Genomic DNA, 20,143 nt, shown 5'->3' with positions numbered 1-20,143 from the left:
GGACTGAGATGGAAAGAGAAAACCTTGAATATTTTAGTAGCACGATAAAAAAAGCTTGTTGGATTTGCACCTGTTTTATTCATACTTATCACAACTTCTGCCCAGAACAGATTCAATTGAAATAGCGCTTAGATTTTTGGTTGTAGAAAATTTGACTATAGTTGGACGGCGGGCTTTGAGGCCATCTGGTTAACACTGCGAATTGATTTTTTATTCCCAAACCAAACTTTTCAGCTTTGCCGTAGTTTAATTCATCGTGCGTATGCGCTTTAAAACGCTAACGCTTTCGCTTACCTAACCTTGATGCTGGGAAGCTGCGGGCGTTGTGCAAAGACATTACCATAAAGAACTAAATTACCTTAGTTACTTCAAAGCGAAACCTCCATGAGAGAAAAAAGCAGTAAAGAGATGATCCTAGTCCGCGGAGCAAGGGAGCACAACCTAAAAAATGTCAGTCTGGAAATCCCCCGGGATAAACTGGTGGTTTTTACCGGCGTATCCGGATCAGGAAAATCCTCACTGGCTTTTGGAACGCTATACGCTGAAGCCCAAAGACGTTACCTCGAATCGGTTTCCCCTTATGCCCGCCGGCTTTTTAACCAGATGAGTGTACCTGAGGTAGATTCTATTGAAGGTCTGCCACCTGCGGTAGCGCTTCAACAACAGCGGGGCGGATCCAGTACGCGCTCCTCTGTAGGAAGCGTCACTACCCTATCCAATCTTTTGCGCATGCTTTATTCCCGGGCAGGAGATTATCCAGAAGGTCAATCCATTATATATGCGGAAGGGTTCTCACCCAACACGCCGCAAGGTGCATGCCCGGAGTGTCACGGACTTGGAAGTGTCTTTGAGATAAACGAGCAAACTATGGTTCCTGATGACAATATTAGCATTCGTGAAGGTGCAATTGCTTCCTGGCCTAAAGCATGGCAGGGCCAAAATCAAAGGGATATCCTGGTATCAATGGGTTACAATGTGGATGTGCCATGGAAAGAGTTAGCTAAAAAAGATCGTGACTGGATACTCTTTACCCAGGAAACGCCCACAGTTCCGGTATATCCCGGCTTCACGCCAAAAGAAACCGCCAAAGCAATCCGTGATAAAAGAACGCCGGATTATATGGGCACCTTTATCGGCGCAAAGCCCTACATCCTTAAAACGTTTTCTTCCAGCCAGTCCGAGCTGATGAGAAACAGGGTCAGGCAGTATATGATCAGTGCCACCTGTCCTATTTGTAAGGGTAAGCGTCTAAACAAAGAATCCCTTTCGGTTAGCTTCGAAGGTAAAGATATCGCTGAAGTTTCCCGTTTGCCGCTTTCGGTTCTTTCACAAATCTTTAATCATTATGCCAGCCAAGAGGCAAAGAACGAAAAGCAAATTGTCACCCAACGTATTTCCGCAGACATCAGTTCACGCCTTTCTGTTATGCTTGAACTTGGCTTAGGCTATCTTACCCTTGAGCGCAGTACTCCAACGCTATCCCCGGGGAACTACAGCGACTTCGGCTCGCAACCCAGGTGCATTCCAACCTCTTCGGAGTTGTATATGTACTCGATGAGCCTTCGGCGGGGTTACATCCAGCCGATACCCAGGCATTGCTAAACATACTCTACAAACTTAAAAAGGCAGGCAACAGTATTTTTGTCGTCGAGCATGAAATCGAAGTGATCAGAAATGCAGACTGGATCATTGATGTTGGACCGGGCGCGGGTTCGCAGGGCGGAGAGATTATCTACAGCGGTCCGCCTGAAGGTCTTAAGAAAGTCAGCAAGTCCATGACAGGCAACTTTCTTTTTGATAGGGCACCTCGCCCCTTAGCTGACCCGCGCAAACCCCTGTCCATGCTTAGCCTTGATGGGGCAACACGCCATAACATTAAAAACCTTGACATAGACTTTCCCCTTGGGGTAATGACCTGCGTCACCGGCATTTCAGGATCGGGAAAGAGCAGCCTGGTCAGTCAGGTTTTGGTTGAGCTTGTTGCCAATGGCCTGGGTCAGCAAATTGAAGGGGATTCTGAGCCTGCAAAAGACCTGCAACCAAACGAAAAAACCCCTGCTGTTCAGGGAAAAATTACCTCGGGACTGGAAAAGATTTCCAGACTAATCGTGGTCGATCAGAAACCAATTGGAAGAACCCCAAGATCCAATCTGGCAACCTACACCGGTTTATTTGATTTGGTCAGAAAACGTTTTGCCAGTACTCCTCTTGCAAAAAAGAGAAAGTATGATGCCGGAAGGTTTTCATTCAATGTCGCCAAAGGCCGTTGTCCGCACTGCCTGGGAGAAGGCTACATCATGGTCGAACTCCTTTTTTTACCGAGCGTCTACACCCCATGCCCAACCTGTGGGGGCACAAGATATAATCCCGATACACTACAGGTGATTTATAAAGAGAAAAATATTGCCCAGGTATTGGAAATGACAGTCGATGAAGGCTTTACTTTTTTTGCTCAGGATCCAGCTGTTTACCGTTCGCTTGAGATACTGCGGGAAGTTGGTTTAGGTTATCTCAAGCTCGGGCAATCCGCGACAGCTTTATCTGGTGGTGAGGCACAACGGGTCAAACTCGCCACCGAACTCCAAAAAAGTCAGAGTGGTTCCGCCTTATACATTTTAGACGAACCCACCACAGGCCTACACCCCGGCGATGTTGAAAAGTTGCTCATCCAGCTCAACCGTCTTGTCGATGCGGGAAATACAGTCATTGTTGTTGAACACGATATGCAGGTTATTGCCCAAAGCGACTGGATCATTGATATCGGTCCTGGCGCGGGTGATCTGGGAGGTAAGATCCTATTCTCCGGACCAGCAAATGGCCTAACCAGCGTGAAGGAAAGCAAAACGGCACCTTTTCTTCAACAATATTTAGATCCAATTCAAACCTAGCAGCGATCAAAAAAAAAGTAAATAAATTTATTCCATTTTTTCCCTCGCTACGAGTTGAGAACATTTTTCGGTAGTAATACACACCTCATCGAAAGTAAAAGCCCTTAGAAAACCTGATGCCAAATAATAATAGTCACTTACCTTTCCCTGTTTTAAAAGAAATTCATTTTTTGAAAACTCGATTTCCTCGAAATGTGCAGCAATGGTTTCAAGCCCCGCCGGGGTAACGCTAATGTTGGGAATATTCGCCTTAACGAAATTGATGAGCTCTTCTTTTGCCATTGCTACAATATAGATCTAAAAATGTAATTTTCCTTTTCTGAGTGCTGTGGTTTCAATTAAGCCAGCAGTCTAAACGCTTATGTTCAATTATTCTAAAAATGGGAAAATGTACGAACATGAAATTTACCAGCTTTCTGAGTAAAAGGGTTTCCATGGATTAGAGGTATAACGTATTTATTCCTTAATCAACTTTAAATTCAAACCGCTGTATTGACCTGGATTCCCATTTATGCTAAGCTGGTAAGCATAACGACCATCAGTTAAAGGCTTCTCTCCAACAAAATCAATTGGCTGAATTATGTAAGTCTTCCCGTCAATTTCTAATTTGACAAATGCATATCCGTATGCCTTAGTAAATTTTTTATATTCTGTCTGCTTTCCCGAGTCTAAGTCACCAAAATTTACTTGCCCAGTTCCAGTATCAACGATGACGTTTTTAAAGTTAAGTTGGCTGCTGTTTGACAACCGAATTTCTGGCCCGAACTGATCATTACTCTTCTCCTTTGAACAACCGATAACTGTAATAATTGCGGAAATTAAAATCAGGATTCTTTTCATTTGCTTTATTTTAAGGGTAATAACTAATTTCCAAATATCTAAAATACAAGTAATTTAAATACCCCGCACACTTTTGCCCTCCTTTTTGATGTCGTCACTTTCAATAAAGTATGGTTTCGGCAACCATCAATTTGCGTAATCGTCCTTACCTAAGAATTGACCAATTTTAATTTCAAACTACAATTTGTCACAAAATTAGGGTAAATCAATTGCTTTCTTGTCACAGAATTAGGGTAAATAATCCCGGTAATTGTAATAGAATTAGGGTAAATGTGTCTGTTGTTGTTGCTAATTGCTTAAGTAAATTACTTTTTTTCCCTACTTTTTTCTATCTCGGTGAGCTCAGGATGAGTTTTATTGTGTTAGAGAAATTTAGTTCATAAATCTCAGCGATCACCTTTAAGCGCAACAACAATGCTTTTTGAGTATTATGCCGTGAGTTTTTTTAGTCATTTGGTTTTGCAAATGCAATTTAGTCAAAGATGGCAGGTATATTAACGCGTTTTTGTCTGCATGGATTACTTCAAAATACGGCAAAAAACAAAGCAATATTTACTCTTTCGATGTATCCCCTTTTCACCGAGCAATATAGCGCCGAATTTCGCCCTCCTAAAAAAGTTATAAAACACGGACTCTAAATAGGATGTTTTCCCATCATTAAAACTATTTTGATACAATATTGTATTAATTTTACCTAAATTCAACTAGTGAAATTTTAGCAAAATAAATCTTATACAACTGTAAACTGAATAGGCGAATTAAAGAGCAAATTCTGCGGAATTGTTCAAAGGCGGAGCGGCTTTTGAAAGCGAGGTGACTGAAAGTTTTGAGGGTATCGACTCAATTTCTTTTCTCTTAGCAGACGATGGTGACTATTATCGGTACAAACAGAAGTTTGAATTGATTAAAATAATGGTAAAGGGAATCTATAACGAGGAATTTTTAAATTTAAAACGGCAAACTGGCGATCCGGCGGCTGATGCATTTATAAATTATGTGTTCGCCGATCAGGAGAGAAAACACCAGTTAAGGCGTTGGCTCGAAGGAAAGGCAACAGCAGCCGATTTAGATTCGATGTTTCCCGGCTTTGAGTTTATCGCCTGTGCCAGAGAATTACCGCTATGGGCCGATAAAAAATTAATCAGCGCAGGTCAGGCCTTTTTCGCGCAGCACGCGCAGGATATTATGACCTTACTCGGTTTATTATCGCTTCCTTACTGCTACACCGCCGCCGACGGGGCGATGGTATTGTATCTATCAGAGAAGATAAGAAAACAAACGACAAAACGCCTTTATGATACTGCGGTTTTTGTATGGGATGTGATGGCTCCTGAGGCTTTCGCTAAAGGCGGGAGTGCTTTTAGCGATATCCTGCGTATACGCCTGGTGCATTCGGCTGTGCGCTTTTATACGCTACAAAGTGGAACGTGGGATGAAAACCTGGGCACACCAATTAACCAGGAAGATATGGCCGGCACAAACCTTTCCTTTTCCTTAATCGTAGTTCGCGGTCTGCGTAAACTGGGTGTTCAGATAAGCAATGCAGAACAGATTGCATTTCTGCACATCTGGAAGGTGGTGGGCTATTTCAGTGGATTGGACGAAGACTTGTTGCCAGAAAACGGGAAAATGGCTACACAGCTCGATCTGGCAATTAAAAAGCGCCATTTTCGGAGTTCTACCCATGGGCAGGAACTTACAAAATCCCTTATAGAGCACATTTTAAAAGTAAACAGACGCAAAGTGAGTAACAACGATATACTTGGCTTAATGCGGCACCTGTTGGGTAGTGATGTTGCAGACATGCTCAAAGTCCCCGGACCAGAATTACCCAGATATAAGCTAACCCTGTTAAGAGCGATGAAATTTTTCAAAAGCTTTAGTAGAGAGGGCAATAGCAATCATCTTTATTATAAGGCCTACAGCGCCTTCAAAAAACAGAATAGGGAACTTCAGCAGAGGGAATTCTCTTAACCCAATGAGCCACTAACATGAAATCTTATCACCTTATCCATCAGTTAATTACTCTCGTTGAAGAACTTGAGGAAGAACAGCCTGAAAAGGAAATATCGCTTCAGCATTTTACTGGTTTTCTACTCAATAGGTCTGAAAATTCAGTAATGGATATAAACCCAGAGGTTAGATTCGGGAATAGTGATAAAAAAGCACTTGAAGTTGCCTATCAGCTGGATAACAACATCGGCCGGCTACTCGTATTTATGAGCCGTTATGCTAAAATGTATATCAAGAAAGCGTTAGAAGAAACCCCGTTAATTACCCCGGAAGATTTTACCGCGCTCGCGATCCTGATGACGCATGACCATCTATCTAAAACCGAACTTATAAAACATAACCTGCAGGAGAAAACATCTGGCACAGAGGTGATCCGCCGGCTAATAGCTGCAGACTTAGTAAGTCAGTGGAATGATGCTCATGATAAAAGAAGTAAACATATCGCAATAACTGACCAGGGAAGGGAACTGCTGTATAGCGTATTTGTCGACATGAACAATGTTGGCAAAATGATAAGCGGAAAGCTAAGCCTTCGCGAAAAGTTAACCCTAGGGTACCTCCTTCAAAAACTTGAAGATTTTCATCTCCATCATTACCAGAAGAAAACCATCCTGAGCAAATCAGATTTAAAGAACTTTATTGAAGATAGTCTGCCATCAAAGTGAAAGCAAAACTCACATTGAATATTTTCATTACTACCTTTTCATTCTAATTTTATCAAGCAGAATATTATTGCTTTTTAGTTAAGTCGAAACAACATATAAAATCGCAACTAGCTTTTTTATTTTTTGTCTTTCCCCGGCTAGATCAGTTTAACGGGAGGGTATTTTTTAAACTTATGAAGACAAATCCGGTAACCCGTGCAAAGAGATGCATCATTTGCTTTTTTTCCAGTTTAAAAACCTCTGCTAGCCTAATATGCTATTTTAAGCAAATCCCTCCTTACTGTTTTAATATTTACTGTATTCTTAAGCTGATTTTCGTCAAATATCTTCTCCCTTTTATTAAAGTTGAGTTGGTCACTATTCATCGCAGGTTAATGCTACTAAATATCTGCGTATAAAATATTTGATGCTTGACAAAACCTTTTTTTCCCTTGTTGGTTTTATTTGCCGATAGACCCGACTAAATGCGGCCTTTGGCTTTTCAAAAATAGCCACCCCGTATCGCTAATGTTAGGTAAACCAAAACAAAACAGCTTGGAAACACAAAGAAAAGACACGGCAGAACGGAAATCTTACACCCCTAAGATCCTGCTCATATTGGCACTGGCAATGTTGCTGGGTGCAGAAGGATATTTCGGGCTTAAGCTGCATAAACTTTCCGGGCAGCAGGAGCAGATTAAGGAAGATTATTCTAACATCAACAACATCACCTATGGGCTGTTTTCGGTGCAGCAGTGGAAGGATAATGTGTCCAGGATTGTGCATAAGCAGGTGCGCAACCTTAAAATGACTAAAACGCAGAAGAAGGTCTTGCAAAGCGAGGTAGAAAAGGTTTTGCTTGCCCTAATTGATAAGGCGGAGGCACTGGTAAATAAACCTAAGAAAACCATTAGCGGTAAAATACAGAAGTTTGCCATTAAAAACTTTGTAAACTCTGATAGTATAAAAGCCCAGGTCCCAGGTTTCGCACGCACCATTATTGCCGAGGTAGATAACCCCAAAAATAAGCGGCAGCTAAGTAAAATGGCCATCGGCGAATTTAACGAGCTGGCTGAAGAAGAAAGTTCGGATAGTGCCTTTGTAGCAAAAGATGCTGCAGTAAAGGCTATGTATGGCCGCTACCAGGTAAATTCTACCGATGAACTCAATAAAAAGTTAACGGCAACCCTGGACGATATCCGCAGTAAAACCTATACCTATTCTTTTGGTATGCTGGCCTGTATTACTGTGGTGCTTTTCTTATGGTGGGCTTTGCGAGGCCGACGGGATTTGCATGTAACACTTTTTGTGATGTCTTTACTGTTTGCCTTTATTTTGCTGGCCGTCGGACTTACCGCCTCAATGATTGAGGTAGATGCCCGTATCCGTTCCCTCGATTTTGTATTGCTGGGCGAGCATGTAATCTTTAAAGATCAGGTACTGTTTTTCCAGAGCAAAAGCATTATGGATGTGGTACGGGTATTAATCGGGCAGCCTGGTATAGATTCGATTCTCGTTGGGGTGCTGATACTGGCTTTTAGTATTCTTTTCCCGGTAGTTAAACTGAGCTCTACAGGCATACACCTTTTGGGCAGAAAAAAACTGGCCGAGAATGGCATCGTGAAATATTTTGCTTTTCAATCGGGCAAGTGGAGCATGGCCGATGTGATAGTAATTGCCATACTGATGGCCTATATCGGTTTAAATGGTTTGCTGGAGGGACAATTGCAGGCGCTGAACATTAAAAATGATTCGCTAACTATTCTCACCACCAATAATACCGCACTACAGCCAGGTTACATTATCTTCATCAGCTTTGTGCTGTATGGGCTTATCCTGTCAACAATTTTAAAGTTTATTACACCACATGATGCGCATTAACGGGTTATGCTTAACGCTTTTTGATTAATTTTTATGGCGACCAACACAAATTCTACTTCCGAGAGATCAGCAAAAAAAAGCCGATGGGCACCTGCCCTGCTGATTGCCGGCTTATCTATACTGTTATTGGCGACGGCTTTTTCGGGATACCGTTTTTATCAGCTCGCTTTTGAACAGAAACGCATTAAGGAAGATTACAGCCTGTCCAATAACATTACTTTTGGCATTTTCTCTGTTGACAGATGGGGCGAAAAAATCTCGGCCGTTGTAGATCGGCGGGTGAAGGGCTTTAAGCTCACCGGCAAGCAAAAGGCCGACATGCAGGAACAGGTAGAAAAGGAATTGCATGGTATGGTCAATAAAGCCGTGGCTGATTTTACCAAGCCGAAGAAGGGCCTTGGGTCGAAGCTTAAAAAACTTGCTTTTGATGCGTTTGTAGATGTGGATGAACTCCATGCGCAGGTTCCCTCTTTTGCCCGCACTATTGTGGTAAAAATTACCAGTCCGGCAAGTTTAAAAAGGATTAAGGGCATTGCTACCAGCAAGGTTGATGAACTCGAGGCTCAAACTTACGATCGTACAGATACCACCATCACAACCGTTGAGCAAACCATTTACCAAAAATATAAGGTTAAGAATTCGACCGATTTTGATCAGGTTGTAAAGGCAAAGCTTGATCAGATTACAGACTCCAGTCATCAATATGCTTTCGTGATGATTATATCGGTGGCGATTGCTTTGCTACTCTGGCTCATTTTCAGGAAACGGGCGCACCTGCATGTTCCCTTATTTATTATGTCTCTGTTGTTTGCGGTGGTGTTATTAGCAGTTGGCGTAATTTCCCCTATTATAGAGGTGGATGCCAGGATCCAGTCGCTGGAGTTTGCCTTAATGGGTGATAAACTGGCTTTTACCAACCAGGTATTGTTTTTCCAGAGTAAAAGTATAATTGGTATTATAAGTACACTAATCGAGCAGCCTAAACCAGATGCGGTATTAGTTGGGGTGTTGCTGATGGTGTTTGTAGTCGTATTGCCACTGCTTCGCTTATTAGCCAGGGCCATACACATTTCCTGCAGTCACTTATTTAAAAACCCAAAAGTGCTTCGCTTTATGGCATTCGATCTGGGTAAGTGGGATATGGCAGATGTAATGGTTGTTGGTATCGCCATGACTTACATCGGGCTAAACGGAATATTGAAGAGTCAGCTTTCAGGCTTAAATATTGAAAATGATACGCTAAAAACGGTTACCGAAAATAATTCTGCTTTGCAGCCAGGTTTTTTTGTATTTGTCGCTTATGTTGCGTTTGCAAAGCTACTTTCTTATTTATTGAAGCGTATTGATGAGCGGAATGGGCCATGTTAGCCCGAAGGTCCTCGTTAAGTGGAGTCAGGACATATATATTTCAATAATTGCCGTTAGTACTCTGCCCAGATCAATCGCTAGGCACATTTTATGCTCTAGGGATCAACATGGGAAATATTATATTATTTTAGTAATGCCGTTGGTCGAGGAATTACAGGCGTTGGTCTATTGGTTGCTCTTGCTGGTATAATACTGCGTTTTTGCATGCAACGTTTGGGGGTTGAGGTCGTCTTATTAACAAAAAACATAAGCAAATCTCTAAAACATACAGTCATGAAAACATTAGCAAAAACATTATTCGCAGCAGCATTAACAGCAGTAGTATTAACTTCTTCAGCTATGGTAACGCTCGCCACCGAGCCTGTTACAACAGATATAAAAACATCTTCAATTAAAACTTTTGACAGGATTTGGGTAAGTGGGAATGTAAAAATCGTTTTAACGCAGGGCGATAAACAATCTGTAGAGGGCGGAGAAAACTTTAACCCTGCAAAAACTTCGGTTTATAGCAATGGTAAAATTCTAGTTGTTAATTCAACCGAAACTGGTGAGGTTACCCTTAACGTTACTGTTAAAAATTTAGAAAGAATAGAAGCTTACGGTCAGTCGCAAGTGATAACCACTAATAACCTGGATGTAAAATACCTGCAGTTATTCTTACACCATAGTGCTACAGCTAGGATCAAAACTACAACCGCAAGTTTATATTCAGTAGTGAATGATGATGCGGTATTGAAACTAAACGGTACTGCTGATCAGAGCACGATCATCGCAAGTAATCAGAAAAATTTGAAGCTTAATAATTTTGCAAGTCAACGATCAGCTTCTTATGCCTCGGAAGCGATTATGGCAGCTGAACAAAATGCCATGAATTTAGCAAAATAAAAAAAACAAACTTCTTGTTATAATTTGGCCGCCCATTAAGGCGGCTTTGTTATTTAATGAAGTTTTCTCCAGGGCTCATATCTTTGGAACTATTATCTAAACTGGTGTGCTATAAAATGACCTTGCTATTTTTTCTACCGATTTTAACTACCAACGCTTACCCTATTTCAAAGCGTTGGTAGCCTGGCAGAGCCGGTCACCATGGTCTATCCCGCAGCGCTACTCTAGCACAAAAAGGAGCTTTGGCTACCAATTTATTATGTAAAATTTCCAAGTAATTACCTTCACACACCTGCCAAATGGCTGGTGCCTTCTTTATGCGCTTAATTTGGATGGGGATATCCCATAAGCTTTTTTAAAGGCAAATGAAAAGTGAGAAAAATCTTTAAATCCAACCTCCATATACACATCAGATGATTTCCAACCTTTCTCCTTTAAAAGGTAGTGTGCATCTGCTAATCTTTTCTGTTGAATCCAGCGACTTGGCGAGGTCTGATATATTTTCTCGAAATCTCTTTTAAAAGTTGCCAAGCTTCTGCCTGTTAAATAAGCAAATCTGGAAATATCTACATTGAACTTGTAGTGTTCGTTCATATAAGCCTCCAGATCAATTTTGCCTGGTTCTGTAAAATCGAAGAGTACATCTTTTAATTCGGGATTGGTTTGCAGCAGAGTTAGGATCGCTTCTTTAACTTTTAAAGAGGTAAGTGCTTCATTAAAATTATTTTTCTGATCTAAAAATGGTGTTATCGATTCCATGAAGGTTTGTAATAACTTTTTAGGTTCGAGTTCTAATCCATATATGCTGTAATTAGGGGTTTGCATTTGTAAGTTATATTCGGTACTTACCGCCTGGAGCGTTTCCTGATCGAGAATTATCGAAACTGACTTGTAGTGGCCATTTGCCGCCGGGAATTTGGTGTACTTCGCTAACTGGTTTCTTCTGAAGAATCTAAAATCGCCTTCATTAAAAACGTATTTTTTGCCGCCAATAAATATTTCTGACTTACCTGAAATTACATATCCGAAGGTATGATTGGGAATAAACTGTTCACCCTCGCTGCTTTTTTGATGGTAGCAGGAAAAAAGGATGCCTTTACGCTCAGGATGATTTGCCATAGGTTAAATTTAGCATTATGATTTTGATAGAAACAAATTAATTAAGGGGGTGGTAAAAACCACCACCTCATTATTGAACTGATCAATTATTTTTTGGTAAAAGATTTACCCAGTTCTGAATCGAGAAAATTTGTCGATTCATCATGATCGGTTGATAAACTTACCTGCATCCATTTTTCCATTTCTTCGCTTCTGCTGGCATCGGCATGTTTAAGCATTCCTATTGCTTCGCTTCCTAAAACTAGATGAATGGGTGGCTGTGGGTGATCAACCAAATCGATCATTACCCTGGCTGCTTTTTCAGGATCACCCATTGGGATAAAATCTCCACTTTGGAAGAAATCACTTCTTTTATCTACCAGGTCGTAACCCTCAATTTTGGCGGCATAAGTCATTGAATCACCTGCCCAATCTGTACGGAAGCCACCTGGTTCTACACTGGTAACTAAAATCCCTAAATCGGCTACTTCTTTGGCCAGCACTTCGCTGAAACCACTCAATCCAAATTTTGCTGCCTGATAAATGCTTACGCCAGCGTTACCAACCCTACCGCCTATCGAAGATATTTGAAGTATTCGCCCAGATTTTTGTTTGCGCATAAAAGGCAGAACAGCTCTGGTGATTTCGATGGGTGCATACAGGTTTGTTTCGAGCTGACTGCGAACCTGTTCATCTGTGAAAGCTTCTGCTGCACCTACAATTCCGAAACCTGCATTATTTACCAGCACATCGATTCGACCGAAATGTTTAATTGCTGATTCTACCGCGAAATGTACCTGATCGTAATCGGTTACGTTTAAAGTGATCGGAAATATCTGCCCTGGATATTTTTCAACCAAATCTTTTAATGAATTTATATCTCTTGCTGAAGCGGCTACCTGATCTCCTTTTGCTAAAACTGCTTTTGTTAGGCTTCTTCCCAATCCTCGGGAACTACCTGTTATAAACCAAACTTTTTCCATTGTCTTAATTTTTATTTAAGTCAAAGTTAGCTTGCTTAGTGCATTGCTGTTTTGTTTAGAGGCTCAATCTATTTTGCTCTAAAGCTCAATCATTTTATTAAACCTTTCTTCACCTTTAGATGTTATCATCAGCAGATTATTAAAAGCGAAAATGGCAAAAGGTAAAAAGAAGTCGACTGACAAAAAGAAGAAAAAAGGTACAAAGAAAAAAGGTACAAAGAAAAATAAACTAGGCGTTAAAAATTCCCTGGTAAATAACATTAATGCCCGCAAGAAAAAAGGCAAATCGCGTTCGAAAAAGCATTCGAAAGTTAGTAAAAAGGCCTATAAAAAAATGCAAAAGGGCTGGAAGTAGCAGGCTTAAAGCTTCAAAACAGGTTATCTTTTTAATGTAAATTAATTTTATTGTTTTTATCTATAGGTGATATTATGCTATATTTGTAAGGTAAACTTATAAGTTTTACTTACAATAATGAGTACAGAAAAAAGTAATTCAATCGCTTCGGCACTTCGCCCGGTTTTAGCCAGACTCAATCGAAAACTACGAAAGCTTTCTCCTTCAGACACTGTTCTTTCGCAAACAGAAAGATCTATTCTGGTTCTGCTGGAACAGAATGAATATCTGCTCTCTGCCGAACTTGCTGTTATCGAAAAAATAACGCCTCAATCTATGGGTGCTATTTTAAGTCACCTTAGCGAACTCCATTTAGTATCTAAAACGGCTTCGCCGGACGATAAGCGGAAGGTTCATATTTCCATTTCGGCACAGGGTAAGGAAATGCTCGAACAAGTGAGGCACGAACGCGATGAATGGCTAAGCAAAGCCATTGCAGAAGTTTGCACAGAACAAGAACAATTAATTTTAAAAGAAGCTATAGGTCCTTTAACGAAACTGGTTAATTTCTAATCAGATGGCCTTGAATTATGAACATCAGCACATTTAATGCATTTAAGAGTCGAAACTACCGCCTTTACTTTGGCGGACAATCCATTTCTTTAATTGGAACATGGATGCAGAAAACAGCCGTAAGCTGGGTTGTTTACGAACAAACACATTCTAATTTCATGCTTGGGCTTACGCTCTTTGCCAGCTTGTTTCCATCCTTCATCTTCTCGTTTATTGGCGGTGTTGCATCCGATCGGTATGATAAGTATAAACTGCTTTTAATTACACAAATTGCCTCGATGGTGCAGGCCGTTTTAATGACCATTTTAATTTTCTCCAAGGATTACCAGATGTGGCAAATTATTGCGCTAAGTGCATTACTGGGGCTGATTAATGCTTTTGATGTACCCGCAAGGCAATCGCTGGTTTACGAGATGGTTGATAATAAAGAAGATTTGCCCAATGCGCTTGCCCTAAACTCATCGATGGTAAACCTTTCGAGGTTAATTGGTCCTGGCCTGGCAGGTTTGGCTTTAGAAAAGTTAGGTGATGATGTTTGTTTTGGTTTAAACGCGGTGAGTTTTATTGCCGTTATTGGCTCTTTAATGATGATGAGGCTTCCAAAATACATTTCAAAACCGCATACTAAAAATGTAATAGGCGAGCTGAAAGAGGGTTTTGCCTATATAAAAGCAACACCATCTATTGCTTACGTTTTAATTATGCTGGCGCTGATTAGCTTATTTGTACTGCCGTTTAGCACTTTAATTCCTGTTTATGCTAAAGACATTTTTAAAGGAACAGCTTCTACATTTGGGGTAATTGATAGTGTGATTGGATTGGGTGCATTTACAGGTGCTATATTTCTGGCTTCATTAAAGCCTGGAAAGAATTTAAGAAAAATATTAGCCATTAACACCTTAATATTTGGTGCGGGTTTGGCTTTGTTTTCTCACACCACATTTTATCCTGTTGCATTGGTTTTTGCAACGATCTCTGGTTTTGGGATGATGTCGCAAATTACAATAAGTAATACCTTAATTCAAACTACTGTAGACCCGAATATGCGTGGCCGTGTGATTAGCTTTTACGCAATGGCCTTCTTTGGCATGCAACCGCTGGGCGGACTTGTTATCGGCAGTATTTCGCAGCTTATTGGCACGCAAAACACCGTGTTATTCCAGGGTGCGATTGCTGTATTGATTGGTTGTTTATCGTACCGAAGATTATTTAAAGGAGAAATTAAAAACAAACAGGCTGTTAAACCTGTAAGTGAGCTTGTTTTGGAAAAAATTTAACTATAATACGGCTATAGATCAAAAACCGAATAGCGGTTATCAGGAAATTAGTGAACTATACCTTTACAAATTGAGGGGTTTTTCGCGTTAGGGATTGTAAGGGTTTAGTACCGATTTTTTTATCGGTACCGCAGCGAAGCGAAGCCCTGGAAAGCCCGCCTCCAATCCCTCTTTTCGGGATTGGAGGAACGCCCATATTTTTTTATAGAGTTGCAACTGATTTTGCTTTGTGGTAAGTAAAGTACGACAGCGCTAAAACCACCAAGAACACAATTGGTCCGATGCGATTGTTTATAGGATCGCCCGATGCGGTATGGGCTATAAATGCAGAAATAAAAGTAATTGCGAAACCAGCATAGGCCCATTCTTTTACTTGTTCTTTAATTGGGGAGAGCAAAATAATTGCGCCTAATATTTTTGCGATGGCTAACTCTACTCTAAAATAATCGGGGAAACCCAGATGCTGGAAACCCTGTTTAACTTCGGGACTAGTGAAGTAGGAATAAGCGGAGAAAATCATCATTAACGAAACTAAAGCCGTTGATATCCAATAAGTAATTTTAATTGTTTTTGTGTTCATGTTCTTTATTTTGATGTAAACTTATGTACTTTTACTATCTAAAAGATATTACTTTCCAAAAGGATAGCGGTATCGTTTAGGAAAGCTTTTAACTTTACACCATGGCATTTAGGAAAGAAAACCATACTAAAGAAACGTGTAGCGCTAGTTTAAACGCGGTAAAAGATGCGCTTTATGTATTAAATGGGAAATGGAAACTGCCTTTAATACTTACTTTACAGGATGGCCCGAAGCGTTTTAATGAGATTCAGAAATCGATTGGCGACATTACGCCTAAAATTTTATCGAAAGAGCTGAAAGATTTAGAATTGAATGAGTTTGTGATTCGCAAGGTGTTTTCCACTACGCCCGTGACGGTAACTTACGAATTAACCGAATATAGTGGTTCGCTGGATCGGGTAATTGATGAGCTGAGGAATTGGGGAATGCAACATAGAGAAAGACTGGTAATGAATAGAAAAACCGCCCCTGTTTTAGAAGAGGTTTTGGCTTAATTTAAAAAGATGCTATTTATTGCAGCGCTTCATCTACCAGCTTTTTTAAGGTTACATAATATTCGTGTCGCCCTTTATTATGGAGATAAAAAGCCATTAAAAACCCTGCTGTTTTTTTCTGATTATCAATCCACGGGAAGCTACCAAATAAACCAGGGCTGGTAAGGGCAATACTCGGCTGATTGCCCGTATTATTTTGCATTATCCATTCGCCGTAGCCGTATCCAAAATTGCCCGCCTCGGTTGGTGCGTAAGCTTTGAGCACATCGCTTGTTACCCTGTTAACCTGCATTTGGTTTACGCTATTTTCTGATAAAATCCTTTTACCATTAAAGGTGCCCTTGTTTAGCAACATGATTAACATATTCATATAGTCGTTCGGTGTGCTGCTAGCTCCTCCTGCCGGAAGTGCTACTTTTCCGTTCCCGAAATCGGTATTTTTCATATCTAAGGGTTTCGCTAGGCGCTGGGCAAATAAAGTTTGGAAACTTTTACCACTTATTTTTTCGATAACTGCGCCTGCAATTTGCAAACCTGTATTGCTGTAGCGAAATACCTTTCCAGGCTTTCCTTCCATTGGTAAAGCGGCAATTTTTTCTATTGCCTCATCCATGCTGCCCGTTTGGCGCATTTGGTTTAAACTTTCTTTTAAATCGGGCGATTTTATAGCCGTCAGGTGAGACAGGCAATCGCTGATGGTAATATTTCCCTTTCCATTTCTGGTAAGCACCGGGAGAAACTTGCCAACGGTATCGCTTAGTTTTAGTTTGCCTTCATCAACAAAAGTCATAACCAGGGCTGCACTTAACCATTTGCTGCAGCTTGCAATTTGTTGTTTGGTTGAAGCGGTATAATCGCTAAAATCGGCCGCATTACCTTGCCTTTTTGCCAGGATTTTACCAAGTATTTTTTGCTTACCGCTGAGTTCGCTTACGCCTTTAGAATACACCACTTTTCCATCTTTATAGAGCAGCAGATAAACCCTGCCGCCCATCGCACCCGCATGAGTATTAAGCCAGGCATCTACTTTATCGAAATTTTGTGCCTTCAACTGCAGGGAAAACGAGATCATACAGTAGCATACCATTATGGTTATTGCGCAGAATTGCTTCATATTGGTGAGACCATCAAATCAAAAAAAAGTTTAAACCGTATTATTTAGATGATTATCTGTAATATAGGCTATCTTTGCTGAAAATAAAATCGATGGCGGTATTACATAAAAAAGAAGAAAAAATTCAGGCAGTGCTGGGTAGGTTGCCTAAAAAATATACAGATGAACAGTTTGTTGAAATGTTTATCAGACTTTATTCTAAAGATTGGGGTAAGATTAAATCGGCATATATTAAACAATCTCAGGATAAAGAGCCTGATACAATTATTAATATGCCCAAGCCAGAGGTTTATTTAAAACAAATTTTAGCAATTTATTTACAACAGGCTAATGAGCCTAAAGTAGCAGAAGTTGTCGTAGAAGCACCCGTTGAAGAAGTAAAGAAAGCAAAAGCGCCTGCGAAGAAAAAGGAAGCTGAAGTTAAAGAAACTACTGATGAGCCTAAAAAAGCAAAAGCGCCCGCTAAGAAAAAAGAAGTTGAAGCTACAGAAACTACTGATGAGCCTAAAAAAGTAAAAGCGCCTGCTAAGAAAAAAGCAGAAATAACTGAAGAAGCTCCAGTAGCAGAAAAGAAACCAAAAGCAGCTGCAAAAAAACCAGCGGTAAAAAAATAAAAAATATTTTCACCTCGGTATAATAATTCGCCTTTTTGGTTGTTTATATATATGAGAGCGTTAATTTAGATGACGGGGATAGGTCGGTATGATTTATCCCCGTTCTTTTTTTAAGAGTTTTTATTTTTCTAGAATATAAAAAAACCGCCAATTTCTTGACGGCTTACAATTAAACTAACCTGAAGCCTATTTTTCGATCATTTTATAATACCGAACGTAATCGACTTCCATTTTTTGTGGCCAGATGGAATCATCTATGCCTTGTGCTCCACCCCAATCGCCACCAACCGCGACATTTAAAAGAAGGTGAAACTTCTTATCAAAAGGCCAGGCTTTGTAACCTGTCCCTTCGTTTGCGAATTCAAATACTTTAACATCGTCGTAATATCCCCTTACTGCATATGGTGTCCAGTCTACCCGATAAACATGAAAAGCTGTACTTGCATCATCAATTTTCTTTGTGATGGTTTTTTGGGTATTGATTTTAAAATAATAAGCTTCGGTGTGGGTAGAAAAATGAACGTTACCCTGATCGTAACCAACATGTTCCATAATATCGATTTCACCTGATTTTGGCCAATCACCATAGGCTCTCTCGGTTGGTAACATCCAAATTGCAGGCCAGGTGCCTCTTCCGGAAGGCAGCTTAGCCTTTATCTCGAATCGGCCGTACAAGGCATCTAACTTCCCTCGTGTCACCATTCTCGATGATGTGTAATTCATCCCGCCCATACTTTCCTTTTTAGCTGTTATACTCAAAATCCCATTGGCAACACTTGCATTGTTGGTTGTATTTGTATAATATTCCAACTCGTTATTTCCCCAGCCGCTACCGCCTGTATCGTAATCCCAGTTAGAAGTTAATGGGGCGCCTACGTTGGTAAACTCATCGCTCCAGGCTGGTGTAGTGTCGAAAACCCAACCTTTATCAACGGGTGTTACCGCTACAGGTGGCACATAAACTGGCCCACCCTCTGGTGTTTTTTTCGAGCAGGATGTTAATCCTATTGCCGTAATCGCCAATGCTGTAAAGGCCGCTTTTTTAAAGTACTTCACTGAATCCATCATTTTAAAAAAATTAAAAGAGCAGTTTGAAAAATAACTTCAAACTGCTTGTATGCTTATTATTTAAACTCGAAATCGTCGATATAAAATATACCTGGATTTGGATGTCCTTCGCCACCTAACTGAACCACAATTTTATCGTACAAGGTTTGACTTGCAGAAGCTGAGTAATCGAATTCCAGTTGTATCCATGTATTATATTGAGCGGCAGTGATGGTTTTAACAATCTCGATCTGAGTGGTGTAAGCATTACCACCCAGTAACGAGTTTTGTAACTTAACCGAAACCGTAGGTGCAACTTTTGTAAAATCATTTCCGCCAGGGATAAATACTTTTAGTCGGATTTTATTTTTTGCAGCCAGATCAAAACGATAAGGCAGTGTGATGTTTAAATTTCCATACTGACCATCATTCCCTGTTCTTTTTTCGTAATAAGCCACTTTTGATGACGTATTTGAAGGGAATTTAAATGGATTATCGTAACTGTGGTTATAATCTATATTTTCAGCTACCCAGGCCATACCAGTTGCCGCTTGAAAATCATCAGATAAATTGGCGGCCTGTATTGGTTTTTGCACAGGTGGAACTATTGGTCTGACATAACCTTTCCTGATTAATTTTAAATACCATGCATTACCTGCATTAGATTTATCAAGGCATCTTAACCACATTTCATCGGCTGTTAGGGATAGAATTTGATAAGATGATACCCCTAAATAGTAAGAGATAAATCCATTATTACTGATGTTGATGTATTTAACACCTGCTACATCATTTAAAATCCAGGTTAGATTTGTTGGAGGGGTGTAATTTACAGTCGGATCGTTGCTACCAACAGGGCCACCAATACCAGTTGCGTTTGATGCATTGGCAAATGTAGTTCCGTTGTTAGCGTAAGTGTATTTAAGAGATGTTGAGCCCATTGCAAAGGTCATTTCATCATCGTAAAAACCTAATCCTGCTTTCTCATTCGGGCCAGCCTGATACCAATCGGGAGCTTGTGAAGTTACCGGGCCCACGCCTAAATGACCTGGTTGAGTCTGATCGATTACCCAAACCTTACCCGCAGCATTTGCCACCCCACCTGAGAGCAAAGTATAAGCTGGATCGCTTAGCATACTGGTATTGGTTGATGCAATGGTAACGGTTTTAGTTGTTGAAACAGAACCACCATCGGCCAGAACGGTTAACTTAATTGTGTAAGTACCTGCAATAGGGTAAGATGACTGGACATCGTTTCCATCGGCAGTAGCGCCATTGCCAAAATCCCAATGGGCATTAATCCCATTATATATGCTTTTAAAAGCGATGATATTTGGATTTGCTGCTGTAGGCGTTGCATTAAACTGAATTTCTGCAGCCGTTGGCGGAATACCAATATCTTTAGTGGTTTCGCTCTTTTTGCAAGAAACCAGTATGCTAAATATCAAACCCAGACTAAGCAAGATTGATACATTTATTTTGTTTTTAAATAATTTCATTTCAATACCGT

20 protein-coding genes are annotated in these 20,143 nt (G+C 40.4%); 12 read left to right on the top strand and 8 right to left on the bottom strand.

Translation table 11 applies throughout. The features are described from left to right. The first annotated feature begins 384 nt into the window (after window positions 1-384). Entirely contained in the window at window positions 385-1,602 is a 1,218-nt protein-coding gene (locus tag ACZZZI_RS11865) for an excinuclease ABC subunit UvrA (protein ID WP_463489524.1), read from the top strand. Continuing rightward, window positions 1,596-2,888, top strand: a complete 1,293-nt coding sequence (locus ACZZZI_RS11860) for an excinuclease ABC subunit UvrA (RefSeq protein WP_463489523.1) — start codon at window positions 1,596-1,598, stop codon at window positions 2,886-2,888. Before ACZZZI_RS11865 ends, ACZZZI_RS11860 begins: the two co-directional genes overlap by 7 nt. A 27-nt stretch (window positions 2,889-2,915) precedes the next feature. Here the strand turns inward: ACZZZI_RS11860 and ACZZZI_RS11855 are convergent, their stop codons facing one another. Both ACZZZI_RS11855 and ACZZZI_RS11850 read right to left on the bottom strand, forming a co-directional pair. After that, entirely contained in the window at window positions 2,916-3,170 is a 255-nt protein-coding gene (locus ACZZZI_RS11855) for a cyclic nucleotide-binding domain-containing protein (protein ID WP_344767822.1), read from the bottom strand. Window positions 3,171-3,344: 174 nt separating this feature from the next. Beyond that, the gene (locus ACZZZI_RS11850) at window positions 3,345-3,728 is read right to left on the bottom strand and encodes a hypothetical protein (RefSeq protein WP_344767824.1); all 384 of its coding nucleotides are present in this window, start codon (window positions 3,726-3,728) and stop codon (window positions 3,345-3,347) included. Window positions 3,729-4,508: 780 nt separating this feature from the next. Here ACZZZI_RS11850 and ACZZZI_RS11845 point away from each other — a divergent pair. The 5 genes from ACZZZI_RS11845 (at window position 4,509) to ACZZZI_RS11825 (ending at window position 10,519) form a co-directional block, all read left to right on the top strand. After that, entirely contained in the window at window positions 4,509-5,702 is a 1,194-nt protein-coding gene (locus ACZZZI_RS11845) for an oxygenase MpaB family protein (protein ID WP_463489522.1), read from the top strand. Between the two features lie 17 nt (window positions 5,703-5,719). Then, complete coding sequence (locus ACZZZI_RS11840) at window positions 5,720-6,406, top strand: MarR family winged helix-turn-helix transcriptional regulator (protein WP_463489521.1); 687 nt, start codon at window positions 5,720-5,722, stop codon at window positions 6,404-6,406. A 534-nt stretch (window positions 6,407-6,940) separates the two neighbouring features. Continuing rightward, window positions 6,941-8,266, top strand: a complete 1,326-nt coding sequence (locus tag ACZZZI_RS11835; protein ID WP_463489520.1) for a paraquat-inducible protein A — start codon at window positions 6,941-6,943, stop codon at window positions 8,264-8,266. Window positions 8,267-8,299: 33 nt separating this feature from the next. Continuing rightward, window positions 8,300-9,634 carry a paraquat-inducible protein A gene (locus ACZZZI_RS11830; protein ID WP_463489519.1) on the top strand — a complete coding sequence of 445 codons (1,335 nt, stop codon included), beginning with the start codon at window positions 8,300-8,302 and terminating at the stop codon, window positions 9,632-9,634. 273 nt (window positions 9,635-9,907) lie between these two features. Further along, window positions 9,908-10,519, top strand: a complete 612-nt coding sequence (locus ACZZZI_RS11825) for a GIN domain-containing protein (RefSeq protein WP_316755464.1) — start codon at window positions 9,908-9,910, stop codon at window positions 10,517-10,519. A gap of 315 nt (window positions 10,520-10,834) precedes the next feature. On the opposite strand, the gene ACZZZI_RS11820 is transcribed toward ACZZZI_RS11825, so the two are convergent. Together ACZZZI_RS11820 and ACZZZI_RS11815 are read right to left on the bottom strand one after the other, a co-directional pair. Next, the gene (locus ACZZZI_RS11820; protein ID WP_463489518.1) at window positions 10,835-11,638 is read right to left on the bottom strand and encodes a helix-turn-helix domain-containing protein; all 804 of its coding nucleotides are present in this window, start codon (window positions 11,636-11,638) and stop codon (window positions 10,835-10,837) included. Between the two features lie 86 nt (window positions 11,639-11,724). Further along, on the bottom strand, window positions 11,725-12,600 hold the full coding sequence (locus ACZZZI_RS11815) for an oxidoreductase (protein ID WP_463489517.1): 876 nt from the start codon (window positions 12,598-12,600) through the stop codon (window positions 11,725-11,727). Window positions 12,601-12,751: 151 nt separating this feature from the next. On the opposite strand from ACZZZI_RS11815, the gene ACZZZI_RS11810 reads away from it, so the two are divergent. The 3 genes from ACZZZI_RS11810 (at window position 12,752) to ACZZZI_RS11800 (ending at window position 14,784) form a co-directional block, all read left to right on the top strand. Further along, on the top strand, window positions 12,752-12,955 hold the full coding sequence (locus ACZZZI_RS11810) for a hypothetical protein (RefSeq protein ID WP_424059684.1): 204 nt from the start codon (window positions 12,752-12,754) through the stop codon (window positions 12,953-12,955). 117 nt (window positions 12,956-13,072) lie between these two features. Beyond that, window positions 13,073-13,507 carry a MarR family winged helix-turn-helix transcriptional regulator gene (locus ACZZZI_RS11805; RefSeq protein ID WP_463489516.1) on the top strand — a complete coding sequence of 145 codons (435 nt, stop codon included), beginning with the start codon at window positions 13,073-13,075 and terminating at the stop codon, window positions 13,505-13,507. A gap of 17 nt (window positions 13,508-13,524) precedes the next feature. Then, window positions 13,525-14,784: an MFS transporter gene (locus ACZZZI_RS11800; RefSeq protein ID WP_463489515.1), complete on the top strand. Its 1,260-nt coding sequence runs from the start codon at window positions 13,525-13,527 to the stop codon at window positions 14,782-14,784. 202 nt (window positions 14,785-14,986) lie between these two features. On the opposite strand, the gene ACZZZI_RS11795 is transcribed toward ACZZZI_RS11800, so the two are convergent. After that, complete coding sequence (locus tag ACZZZI_RS11795) at window positions 14,987-15,364, bottom strand: DoxX family protein (protein WP_463489514.1); 378 nt, start codon at window positions 15,362-15,364, stop codon at window positions 14,987-14,989. Window positions 15,365-15,465: 101 nt separating this feature from the next. On the opposite strand from ACZZZI_RS11795, the gene ACZZZI_RS11790 reads away from it, so the two are divergent. Further along, window positions 15,466-15,858, top strand: a complete 393-nt coding sequence (locus ACZZZI_RS11790) for a winged helix-turn-helix transcriptional regulator (protein WP_316755447.1) — start codon at window positions 15,466-15,468, stop codon at window positions 15,856-15,858. Between the two features lie 16 nt (window positions 15,859-15,874). On the opposite strand, the gene ACZZZI_RS11785 is transcribed toward ACZZZI_RS11790, so the two are convergent. Then, window positions 15,875-16,930: a serine hydrolase domain-containing protein gene (locus tag ACZZZI_RS11785; protein WP_463489513.1), complete on the bottom strand. Its 1,056-nt coding sequence runs from the start codon at window positions 16,928-16,930 to the stop codon at window positions 15,875-15,877. Window positions 16,931-17,064: 134 nt separating this feature from the next. Here ACZZZI_RS11785 and ACZZZI_RS11780 point away from each other — a divergent pair, with 134 nt between their 5' ends. Further along, window positions 17,065-17,586, top strand: coding sequence for a hypothetical protein (locus ACZZZI_RS11780; RefSeq protein ID WP_463489512.1), 522 nt, complete (start codon window positions 17,065-17,067; stop codon window positions 17,584-17,586). Between the two features lie 186 nt (window positions 17,587-17,772). On the opposite strand, the gene ACZZZI_RS11775 is transcribed toward ACZZZI_RS11780, so the two are convergent. Together ACZZZI_RS11775 and ACZZZI_RS11770 are read right to left on the bottom strand one after the other, a co-directional pair. Further along, window positions 17,773-18,642, bottom strand: a complete 870-nt coding sequence (locus ACZZZI_RS11775; protein WP_316755441.1) for a glycoside hydrolase family 16 protein — start codon at window positions 18,640-18,642, stop codon at window positions 17,773-17,775. 68 nt (window positions 18,643-18,710) lie between these two features. Continuing rightward, window positions 18,711-20,132 carry a PKD domain-containing protein gene (locus ACZZZI_RS11770; protein WP_316755439.1) on the bottom strand — a complete coding sequence of 474 codons (1,422 nt, stop codon included), beginning with the start codon at window positions 20,130-20,132 and terminating at the stop codon, window positions 18,711-18,713. Between the last annotated feature and the right edge of the window lie 11 nt (window positions 20,133-20,143).

The organism is Pedobacter sp. AC190, from assembly GCF_979258025.1.
This window is presented reverse-complemented; position numbering and strand designations above follow the sequence as displayed.

Coding starts and splice junctions, on each gene's coding strand:
- ACZZZI_RS11865 (WP_463489524.1), top strand. CDS start 385: ATGAGAGAAAAAAGCAGTAAAGAGATGATCCTAGTCCGCGGAGCAAGG.
- ACZZZI_RS11855 (WP_344767822.1), bottom strand. CDS start 3,170: ATGGCAAAAGAAGAGCTCATCAATTTCGTTAAGGCGAATATTCCCAAC.
- ACZZZI_RS11850 (WP_344767824.1), bottom strand. CDS start 3,728: ATGAAAAGAATCCTGATTTTAATTTCCGCAATTATTACAGTTATCGGT.
- ACZZZI_RS11840 (WP_463489521.1), top strand. CDS start 5,720: ATGAAATCTTATCACCTTATCCATCAGTTAATTACTCTCGTTGAAGAA.
- ACZZZI_RS11830 (WP_463489519.1), top strand. CDS start 8,300: ATGGCGACCAACACAAATTCTACTTCCGAGAGATCAGCAAAAAAAAGC.
- ACZZZI_RS11825 (WP_316755464.1), top strand. CDS start 9,908: ATGAAAACATTAGCAAAAACATTATTCGCAGCAGCATTAACAGCAGTA.
- ACZZZI_RS11820 (WP_463489518.1), bottom strand. CDS start 11,638: ATGGCAAATCATCCTGAGCGTAAAGGCATCCTTTTTTCCTGCTACCAT.
- ACZZZI_RS11815 (WP_463489517.1), bottom strand. CDS start 12,600: ATGGAAAAAGTTTGGTTTATAACAGGTAGTTCCCGAGGATTGGGAAGA.
- ACZZZI_RS11810 (WP_424059684.1), top strand. CDS start 12,752: ATGGCAAAAGGTAAAAAGAAGTCGACTGACAAAAAGAAGAAAAAAGGT.
- ACZZZI_RS11805 (WP_463489516.1), top strand. CDS start 13,073: ATGAGTACAGAAAAAAGTAATTCAATCGCTTCGGCACTTCGCCCGGTT.
- ACZZZI_RS11800 (WP_463489515.1), top strand. CDS start 13,525: ATGAACATCAGCACATTTAATGCATTTAAGAGTCGAAACTACCGCCTT.
- ACZZZI_RS11795 (WP_463489514.1), bottom strand. CDS start 15,364: ATGAACACAAAAACAATTAAAATTACTTATTGGATATCAACGGCTTTA.
- ACZZZI_RS11790 (WP_316755447.1), top strand. CDS start 15,466: ATGGCATTTAGGAAAGAAAACCATACTAAAGAAACGTGTAGCGCTAGT.
- ACZZZI_RS11785 (WP_463489513.1), bottom strand. CDS start 16,930: ATGATCTCGTTTTCCCTGCAGTTGAAGGCACAAAATTTCGATAAAGTA.
- ACZZZI_RS11780 (WP_463489512.1), top strand. CDS start 17,065: ATGGCGGTATTACATAAAAAAGAAGAAAAAATTCAGGCAGTGCTGGGT.
- ACZZZI_RS11770 (WP_316755439.1), bottom strand. CDS start 20,132: ATGAAATTATTTAAAAACAAAATAAATGTATCAATCTTGCTTAGTCTG.